Below are 5,596 nucleotides of genomic sequence, written 5' to 3'. Positions count from 1 at the left end.
TGAAAAACACCCCAACATCATTGAGGTGTTATTATGTCTAATTAAACCTTCTGTCCATTTTTAGTGTCCCAGTTTACACTCACATTAATTGTGAGTTTTTGTTTTATTTATCATATTCCTGTAGATATTTTCGATGTAATAAAACATATTGATAACAATTTCTGCAAAACTTATATAATTTAAATATTAAATATTTAAATTTTTACAACACAAACAAAAAGGATTTGAATGAAAACAAAATACAAAATAAGCTTACTTTCGTGTTTATGCGTAGTTTTTGTAATTCTGTTTATTTTACTAACTGCAATTTTAGTAAAAAATAACGAAACAACTGCATTAACTTGAGAAATTGGTTTAGTTATTGTTGCAATGATTTTAGTTTTTGCATCACTAGCAACTACACTAGTTTGAATTACAAAGATTTTTGCAAGGTCAAGAAACATTGTTAAAAACTCTTTTGATTCATTTACTGAAGATATTATGTCAAGTAATAACATCGGATTTGTTATTTACAATGCTGAACATAAAATCATTTGAGCAAGTAACTTTATCAAAAACAAGTTTCACAAAGATTTTATTGATATTCACATTAAAACATTCTTTACAACAATTTCAGATAACAAAGAATTTTTAGAGCTTGATATGAATCAAACTAAAATTGAGTTCGAAAATAATAAAAACATTTATGAAGCTCAATTCTGACCATTATCAAACATCATAATTATTCGTGATATTACAACTGAAACTTTATTTAAAAATGAAGTTCATGATCAAAAAACTGTTATTGGTGAAATTGAAATTGATAACTACCAAATGTATCAATCAATCTTATCTGAAGAGCAACTTTACTTAGTTAATAAAACAATTATTGATACATTCAATGAATATTCAAAAGAATACAACTTAATTTATAGACAATATACAAATGGTAAGTTCATTGTTATTACAGACCAGGTTTCACTTTACAATATGTCTAAAGATAAGTTTTCTTTATTTACAAATATTCAAAAGAATGTTCCGGACACATCAATTGGTAAACTTTCGCTTAGTGTTGGGTTTGCTAGAGGATGAAGCTCGCTTAAAGAAAAATTAGAGCAAGCTAAAAAAGCTTTAGTTCAAGCTCAAAACCGTGGAGGAGACCAGGTTGCGATTTTCAGCGATACTGAGACTGCGATTTATTATGGTTCAAGTATCGAAATTGTGTCTAACAATAATATGACTAAAATTAAGAAAATTTCAGATGAGTTCCTTAAAAAACTTGATAGCGAACAAATTACAAAAGTTATTGTTTATGGACACAAATCAGCTGATATGGACTCATTAGGTTCATCATATGGAATTGCATATTTAGCTCATCAAAGAGGTAAGAAAGCTTACATATGTGCTGAATCGTTCGATATGACTACAACATATTTTAGAAATGAACTTAGTTACAAAAACAATGTTTATGAAGATACAGATTTAAACTTAGAAAAAATTATCATAAGTGCAAATAAAGCGTCAAAATTAACAGATTTAAACACATTAGTTGTGTTTGTAGATAATTCAGATCCAGGTCGTACAGATAATAAGGATGCTATTTTAAATGCAGACAGGGAAAATATTTTCGTATTTGACCACCACAGAGTTGGAAAGCAAATTGATTATTGTCCTGTTACAAATATTTATGTTGAAACAACAGCTTCTTCAGCTTCAGAAATTGTTACTGAAATTTTTATGCTCACAGATAGGGAATGAAAATTCTCGCCATTATGTGCTCAATTACTTTTAGGTGGTATTTTAGTTGATACAGTACAATTTACAAAATCAGTCTCAGCTAGAACATTCCAAGCAAGTGCTTGGTTGCAATCAAAAGGTGCAAATGTAGTTGAAGGAAGCGAAATTCTTAAAATTGATGAAACAACAAAAAAACAAATTAATACTATTTTAGAAAATGCACAAGAAGTTAAAAAAGGCTACTACTTAGCGTATTCTCCAATCGAAGTTGAAGCTGACGTTATTTCAATGGCTGCTAATGAACTTCTTAAAACAAAAGGCAGAGTTGCTTCCTTCGTTATTGCAAGACTTAAGGGAACAAACTTGTACAAACTTAGTGCTAGAGGTATAAATACAAACGTTCAGATTATTACTGAGCAAGTTGGTGGAGGTGGACACTTTGGAACAGCTGCTGCTATTTCAAATGAGGAATTAGAAACATTTGTTAACAATGTGCACCACGCAATAACAACAACAGAAAGAGAGTTAAAAGATGAAAGTTATACTAATTAAAGATTGTAAAGATGGAAAAGCTAACACAGTTATCGAAGTATCAAATGGTTATGGTTCAAACTACTTAGTTAAAAATGGTTTTGGAGTTCCATACAATGAACAAACTGCAAGACAATTACAAAGAAGATTAGATGATTTATCAGCTGATGAACATGAAAAAAGAACAGGTGCTTTAAGACTTAAAGAAAAATTAGAAGAGTTAAGATTAGAATTTACTTTAGAAGCTAATATTGATGGAAATTCTAATTTAAATGTACACGGTTCAGTGTCTACAAAAGATGTTGATAAAAAATTAACTTCATTAGGTTACAAGTTACCAAAACATTCAATCCAAAAAGTGCATTTAGTATCAGAAGGATTGCACGATGTTGAAATTGTTTTATACAAAGATATAAAAGCAACTTTAAGAGTGGAAATTAAAATTAAAAATGTTAAGAAATAATAGAAACAATCAAAACTCTTTATACAAGTGAGTTGAAACAATAATTCGTCCTTTAGCAAATACTTTGTACAAAGATGAAAAAATCGAAAGACAAGTTTTAAGTACGATAATTAATGATACCGAAAAACAAACTCTTGGTTTAGACTACCTTGTCACTGAAGCATTTTTCAACCTTGAATACTCTACATTATTTAGATTTTTAAAAACTAGAAAAGCAAGTGAACCTAATCAAAATTACATTTTTGATTACAACACACTTTTAAACGAAATACCTAAATTCAAAGCTCAAAACCCAAGTCTTGAATGAGCTCCTTTATCAATTGAAACATTAAACAAAATTGTTTCAACACTTTCTTCAGATGAAAACTTTTTACCAAATGTTGAAAAGTTAATTGAACTTCACAAAAGAAGACAAGCAGAAGCTTTCTTTAGTAATTATTTAGCTGTATTAGGGCAAAATCCTAAAATCACTTGAGAAGACATTGTTACTGATGTTGAAAACTTCATTATTAGTAGTAATAATTTATCAATCAAAAATAGTGAATTTATTTCACTTGAAAGCGCTCTTGAGAAATATTTTAGTCGCCTTAAGAATGATGAAAATGAAGAAAAAGCTCTTCTTACAGAATTTAATGCAATTGATAAATATGTTAAAGGATTTAAACCTGGTCAGCTAATTATTTTAGCTGCTCGTCCAGGGGTCGGAAAAACCGCGCTTGCATTAAACATTGCAAGAAACATTATTGAAAAAGGAATGAAAGATGGCAAACCAAAAAATGTAGCTTTTATTTCTCTTGAGATGCCTACATCAGAACTTACAACTAGATATTTAGCAACTTCTACACTAATAGATATGTACAAATTGCAAAATATCAAACTCTTAAAAAACAATTATGAAGATTTAATGAAAATTCATCACGTTGTTTCAAGTATGCAAAGAACACCTGATGAAAATCAAATTTGATTTGACGATGATCCTAAATCAAAAATTAATGAAATCATTTTCAAAATTAAACATTTAATTAAAAACACAAACAAAGTAGACTTAATTGTAATTGACTATTTACAATTGATTTCAGGTGGAAATCAAGCAACAGGAAACAGACAAAACGAAGTTGCAATGATTTCACGTTCACTAAAAACACTTGCTCTAGAGCTTAAAATTCCAATTATTGCTCTATCACAGTTATCCAGAAGTGTTGAAAATCGTGAAGACAAGCGTCCACAATTAAGTGACCTTAGAGAATCCGGATCAATTGAGCAAGATGCTGACATTGTTATTTTCTTAAGTAGAAAGAAACTTAAAAAATCAGCACACAGTAATGATGACGAAGTTAGAACATTCGAATCAATCCCTGTGACCCTATCAGTTGCTAAAAACCGTAATGGCGAACCTGGTCAAGCAACTTTAATTTACACAGGTAAATATGTACAATTTTTAGACGATATGACGAATGAAAGAGGTGGATTTTAATGGACTCCAGTTATTATAGGAACCACAAAAATAATTCTTTAGAGGTGTACTATGGATAGTAAAACAGTAATTACAATTGTTTTATGCATAGTTATGCTTATATTATTTGTTTTAAGTAGTATCTTTAGTGGAAGCGAAACTGCTTACTCAACAGTTTCACCTGCCAAAGTTTATGAATTAGTTGAAAACGAACATAGATTTGGAAAGTTAATTGACAAGCAAGTTAAGAAATACAATCAAATTCTAAGTACCATTTTAATTGGTAACAACTTAGTTAACGTAGCTTCATCAGCTACAATGTCTTATGTTTTATCAAAATATCTTTCTGATAATGACTCACTTGTTGTTATTATCTCGACATTAGTGGTTACTCCAATCTTAGTATTATTTGGTGAAATAACACCTAAATTAATTGCTAAAAATAATCCAATTAGATACTTAAAAGTTTTCTGTTTATTCAATGAACTAATGTTCTGAATATTCTTCCCAATCACTTTCTTTATTAGCAAACTTAGCAAAAATGTTTATGTTACAAACTCAGAAAGTGATATTAAATCAATGCTAGCACTAGCTAACGAAGAAGGGGTGCTGCAAACCGGAGAAAGTATTTTAGCTCAAAATGCTTTAGATTTAGACTCAACAAAAGTTGCACAACACTACATTAGATTAAAAGATGTAACTTACATTTCTTATAAAGCTAGTGTAGCAGAAGCGGTTCAAATATTCAAGGATACAAACTATTCAAGATTACCAATTGAAAAAGATGGACAACTTATCGGAATTGTTTTATTAAAAGACATATTCTCACTTAAAAAAGGTAAAGTGATTAATTATATGAAACAAGTTCCAAGCATTTCAGCTAACTCAATTCTTTCAAGTGCTCTTGAGAAAATGAGAGCAGCAAGAGCTCAAATGGCTTTTGTTGTTGAAAACAACAACTCTACAGATGTTTTAGGTATCATTACAATTGAAGACATCATTGAAGAAATCATTGGAGAAATCTATGATGAATACGATGACGATGAGCAAATTTATGAAATTTCACTTGAAAGAGCTAAAGCTCATTCAAACGTTAAAATGTCTGATTTAATTAAGCAACTCGAAATTGATGAAGAACTTATAAGCGATGATGAAAAAGCTATGGACTTGAAAACTTATTTATTAACTAAGACAAATTCAACTAAACTACTTAAATCAACAAAATTCACTATCGAAGATGAAATTAGCTTCAAGGTTATTGAATTAGTTAAAAATAAAAAATATTCAGCAATCATTGAAGTTAACAAGTTATAAAAAGTAGCAGTAATAAACTGGGACACAAAATATGGACAACACCGTATTTTGTGTTTTTTATATTAAGGAGTGATTATGAAACAACTAAAACAAGAACAATGACTAGAACTTTTTTCAGA

At 29.4% G+C, this 5,596-nt stretch carries 4 protein-coding genes; all 4 read left to right on the top strand.

The window, feature by feature from the left end:
• Positions 1–228: 228 nt before the first annotated feature.
• From ACNF36_RS02860 to ACNF36_RS02845, 4 genes are read left to right on the top strand one after another with little or no spacing between them, the layout of a single operon-like run.
• Positions 229–2,268 carry a DHH family phosphoesterase gene (locus ACNF36_RS02860; RefSeq protein WP_418303660.1) on the top strand — a complete coding sequence of 680 codons (2,040 nt, stop codon included), beginning with the start codon at positions 229–231 and terminating at the stop codon, positions 2,266–2,268.
• Entirely contained in the window at positions 2,249–2,710 is a 462-nt protein-coding gene (rplI, locus tag ACNF36_RS02855) for a 50S ribosomal protein L9 (protein WP_323188374.1), read from the top strand. Before ACNF36_RS02860 ends, rplI begins: the two co-directional genes overlap by 20 nt.
• A complete protein-coding gene (locus ACNF36_RS02850; protein ID WP_418303659.1) occupies positions 2,697–4,184 on the top strand; it encodes a DnaB-like helicase C-terminal domain-containing protein in 1,488 nt (495 codons plus the stop codon). Before rplI ends, ACNF36_RS02850 begins: the two co-directional genes overlap by 14 nt.
• 51 nt (positions 4,185–4,235) lie before the next feature.
• The gene (locus ACNF36_RS02845; protein WP_418303658.1) at positions 4,236–5,477 is read left to right on the top strand and encodes a CNNM domain-containing protein; all 1,242 of its coding nucleotides are present in this window, start codon (positions 4,236–4,238) and stop codon (positions 5,475–5,477) included.
• Positions 5,478–5,596 lie beyond the last annotated feature (119 nt).

Source organism: Mycoplasma sp. 4463, from assembly GCF_048381515.1.
In the GTDB taxonomy this organism is placed as follows: Bacteria; Bacillota_I; Bacilli_A; order Mycoplasmatales; family Metamycoplasmataceae; genus Mycoplasmopsis.
This window is presented reverse-complemented; position numbering and strand designations above follow the sequence as displayed.